Source organism: Streptomyces sp. SID3343 (assembly GCF_009865215.1).
In the GTDB taxonomy this organism is placed as follows: domain Bacteria; phylum Actinomycetota; class Actinomycetes; order Streptomycetales; family Streptomycetaceae; genus Embleya.
Genome location: NZ_WWJX01001008.1, coordinates 1 through 4,224, shown reverse-complemented (window position 1 = coordinate 4,224; position 4,224 = coordinate 1). Strand labels below are relative to the sequence as shown.

General features: G+C 68.2%; 4 protein-coding genes. All 4 read right to left on the bottom strand.

Annotation, left to right across the window (positions count from 1 at the left end):
* Positions 1-132 precede the first annotated feature (132 nt).
* On the bottom strand, positions 133-1,386 hold the full coding sequence (locus tag GT354_RS31720) for a tyrosine-type recombinase/integrase (RefSeq protein WP_161359828.1): 1,254 nt from the start codon (positions 1,384-1,386) through the stop codon (positions 133-135).
* Positions 1,387-1,397: 11 nt separating this feature from the next.
* Positions 1,398-1,628, bottom strand: coding sequence for a helix-turn-helix domain-containing protein (locus GT354_RS31715; protein WP_346012270.1), 231 nt, complete (start codon positions 1,626-1,628; stop codon positions 1,398-1,400).
* A 296-nt stretch (positions 1,629-1,924) separates the two neighbouring features.
* A complete protein-coding gene (locus GT354_RS31710; RefSeq protein ID WP_161359826.1) occupies positions 1,925-3,097 on the bottom strand; it encodes a DUF3631 domain-containing protein in 1,173 nt (390 codons plus the stop codon).
* On the bottom strand, positions 3,094-4,053 hold the full coding sequence (locus GT354_RS31705) for a bifunctional DNA primase/polymerase (protein WP_346012269.1): 960 nt from the start codon (positions 4,051-4,053) through the stop codon (positions 3,094-3,096). The genes GT354_RS31710 and GT354_RS31705 overlap by 4 nt, the downstream gene beginning before the upstream one ends.
* Positions 4,054-4,224: the final 171 nt, after the last annotated feature.

The following is a 4,224-nucleotide window of genomic DNA, read 5'->3' as shown; positions in this document are numbered from 1 at the left end:
CTTGGAAAGCGTGTTGGGTTCACACCCTCACGAGTTCGAATCTCGTATCCTCCGCCAGCCTGAACAGGCAAAACTGTCGGCCCCGACCTCTCGCCAGGTCGGGGCTGATTTCATTCCGTCTCAGTTTCCGTCTCACTTGGGGTCTTCGGCGCCTTCCGGAGGGCCCCAGAGCGCAGCCCCGACCTGCCCGGCCACCTTCCTGAGCATCGGGTCGGTGACATGCATGTACCGCGCCCGCATGCGGGCCGATCCGCCCGGCTCCCACCCCATGATCGAGTCCACGATCCGATCGGGGATGCCGAGCAGGAGGAGCACGGTGCCGGCGGTGTGCCGAGCGTCGTGAAGACGTCCTTCCCGGACCTTGGCGGCCACTAGAAGCGCCTTCCAGTGGTGGTAGTCCGTGTTGGGCACGATCGGTTCACCGGTCGGTTTGGCGAACACGTAGCCCTTGTCCTGCCAGGTGTCACCGGCCTCCTTGCGTTCCCGGTCCTGCTCCTCCTTGTGGCGACGCAACAGCTCGATCAGTTCGTCCGGCACGCCGATCGTGCGTCGTCCGGCCCGTGATTTGGTGCCCTTCGTCTCTCGGCGAGTCTGCTTGCGGTCGGGGCAGTAGCCGGGCTTTCGGCCACACTTGTCACCACAGCCGTGCTCGTACTTCGGGCGCAGCCGATTCGAGCGCGTTCGGATGTACCCGGCTTCGAGGTCTACGTCAGTCCACTGAAGGCCGAGCGCTTCCCCTTGCCGAAGTCCGAGCGCAAGCGCAACGACCCATCGGGTGCTGTTGCGGCTCTTGGCGGCCGTGAGCAGGATCCGTTGGACTTCGTCCACGGTGTACGGCTCGATCTCCTCGTCTTCGAGCCGCGGTGCCTTGGCGACTTCCGCAGGGTTCTTGGTGAGATGACCACGGCGGACCGCCTCGCCGAGCGCGGTCCGGATCGTGCGGTGCGCCTGGTGGGCGGTCGCGGGCTTGCTGCCCCGGTCCTGCATCTTCCGGTAGAAGCGCTCCAGGTGCTCCGGCTCCAGACGTTCGAGCCGGTGAGCGCCGAGTCCGGGAATGAGGTGGACCCGGACGGCGACTTCGTAGCCGTCGTAGCTGTTCTCACTCACGTACGGCTTGGCGATGTTCTCAACCCAGTGGTTCAGCCAGGCTTTGACGGTCCACGGCTTGCCGGGCTTGCGCACCGTCCCGGCGTCGCGCTGCTTCTCCAGAGCGCGCACCGCAGTGACGACCTCCGGATGCGTCTTCCGTTCCACGTGACGCCGGTCGGGTGTGCCGTCGTCCTTGACGCCAACCGTCACCCTGCCGTGCCACTTGCCATCGCTGCCTTGGTAGGTCGTTGAGGCCCCGTTGGGCTGTCGGGTGCGCTTCTTGGGTTGTTCTGCCATGCGGGATCTCCTCACGCTGCGGTCGCTGCACGGTTGGTCTGCCTGAGTTGAGTTACGTACGCGGTGAGGGCGTCGGGAGGGATTCGGCGGAGTCGACCGACGGGCACGCTCTCGATGGCGCCTGATCCGATGAGGCTGTACATCAGGGTTCGGCCGATGCGGAGTCGGCGGGCGCCCTCTTCGACCGTGAGGAGTACGAGGGTCGGATCGAGGTCGGTGTCAGGACTGGTGCGGTGGCTCACGTCGCGGTCCTTCCGGCTGTTCGGGACACCCCGGGCGGCTCGAATGTGAGCCGTCCGGGTCTGCATGCCGATCGAAACTTCGGCTCTGTTCTCCCAGGGGCGCTACTCCCGCTACTTCCGCTACTGAGCAGGTCAGAGCCCTGATTCCGGTAGCGGATGCCGTAGCGGTAGCGGATGTGCCCGCTACCTCGCGCGGTCGGTCCGGTGCCAGGTAGCGGAGAGGTAGCGGGCGGGTAGCGGAGGAATCCGGCCCTATCCGCTACTTCGTTTCCGCTGGTCAGACGCCATTCCGAGCGTCAGGTAGCGGAGGTAGCGGACTTTTCCGGGGGTGGGGGGCAGTAGCGCGTCCACGCGTCGTACAGATCAGCGGCGTAGTAGCCCTTGACCACCGACCCGGAAGCGGTCCTGATGTTCCGAGGGTTGATCGGGGTGTTGTCGGCAGTGACGTACTCGCGCAGCCATTTGGCCAGGCCGCGCGAGTCCAGGGGTTTGCCGTTGAGGTCGCCCCACGGTGCGTCGTCCTTGGCGGTGAGTCCGGCGAGGATGGCGACGGTGGGCACGCGGTCGGCGCCGTTGAACACGTGGTCGCGCAGGTCGCACAGCAGCCGAATTCCGAGTGAGCCCTTGTCGTTGGTCTTGGACGCTTCGACCAGTTCCACGCATGCCTTGCGGGCGCGTTCGGGCCAGTGACCGCCGATCGCGTCGGCGACGGCGAGCAGGGGTTCCCACACGTCCGCGGGTCGGTCGGTGACTCCGTCCGGCATGGCGGGCCACGCACCCGCGACGCGCTCGCGGGTGGTGCTCGCCCACTTGGCGAGTCGGTCGCGCAGCGCGTTGCCTTCCGGGGTGTGCAGGCGAGCGCGGAAGGGTTCGACGTGTTCGTTCGGCGCGCGACGGCGCATGCGGATGATGACCGATCGGGTGAGGATCGTGTCCGGCAGGGAGCCGAGTCCGGCGACCGCGACCGCGCAGTACGAGGGGAACGCCTGTACGGTCTGGTTCGATCCGTCGCCGACGCATCGGTAGGTGACGCCGGACCGTCGGTGGCCGGCGTTGATCCAGCCCCGAAGCTCCTCGTTGTCTCCTGCTTTGGGGCCGAAGATCGTGTCGATCTCGTCGAACAGGATCGTGGGTGGACTGTCGCCTGCGGACACGGCGCGAAAGAGCGCGGCGGCGGACGCGTTGACCGCGACCATCGGATTGGGTACCAGGGTTTCCACGATCTCCAGCGCGCGGCTCTTTCCGCTGCCCGGTTCCGGCGAGAGGAACGCCATACGGGGCGTTGAGTCGAAGCAGTCGAGCAGGTGCGCGTGGGCATCCCACAACGCGACGGCGACGTAGGCCGCTTCGGAGGGGAACGCGTTGAACCGCCGGTGGAACGCCTCGACTTCGTCCAACAGCAGCGCACCGTCCCCGACGTCCTCGGTAGGGGAAGGGCTGCTCTTAAGGGGAGGAGTGGCCAGGGTCATGCGGCACTCGCACTGTTGTGGGCGATCGACCAGTTCAGTGCGCTGGTGATGGCCGGGACGCTTTCGCGCTCGGTCAGACCGGAGCCCATTGCCCCCTCCTTAAGAGCGTCTTCCACCACCGCGCGTGGAAGGTCGCCGGACGCCACGAGTCGACCCAACGCCCGCGCGGCCCGTACGAGTGCCGCGTTGCGACCACCCTCGGCAGTGCCCGCGACGTTCGCGGTCTCGTTGCGCAACGCGGCAGCGGCGTACGCGCTCGTGTCGCGCGGGATCGGTGTCGGCACCCTGCGGCGGACCACCGGGGCGGGTCGCAGCAGGGCGAGCAGCCAATCCGGCAGCGGTGCCACGTCGCCGGCGCGCGCGATCGTGTACCGGCGGGCGTCGATGATGCTGCCCGCGGCGATGACGTATCCGCCGTGCGCCCGGGTGTCGACCTTCCAGCCGTGCTTGCCCACCGTGCTGGGCAGGCCGGGCCCGTCCGGGGCGAGGAAGTACAGGTGTCGTCCGCCCGAACGTGTCGTCACGGTGAACGTCGCGTCCGGGAAGGACGCTTCGGCGCGCGTGGCCAGGATCGCGAGCACGTCGGCACCGTCGGCGACGTTCTCGTTCGCCCACGGTCCTTTCGGGACGTCGTCCTCGTTCTTGGGCTTGTCGAGATCCACGACGACCAGCCCGCTCGGGCCGGTCGCAAGCCCGATGTTGTAGGGGGCGAGGTCCCAGCACCGCGCGATGCGTTCGGCGTCGGTGGTGGCGCGCGTCTCCCAGTCCCTGACGGCCGGTCGCTTGGCGCCGGGCACGAGCGGGAAGACGCGCCAACCGCGCGCGGCAGCGGACAGGGCCGCGGTCTTCAGCGGGTTGTCGTCGGGGGCGAGCGGCGGCGTTTCCCGCAAGGGCGAGCCGGGGGCGTGGGCGGGGCAGAAGTAGCCGTTGACGTAGCGGCGCAGTCCCTCGGTCACGGGGCACGGGTTGGTTGTCCAGCGTGAGCAGACCGCAGTGCGTTTGGGGGTCGGGTTCGGTCGGATCATGGTGTCCCTCCGGTCCGGTGCCGTGCGGACGCCCGTCATGGCGCCCGTACGGGCACGTCAGGGGTGGTGTGCGCTATGCGGCGGACGCGGCCTGCTCGGCGT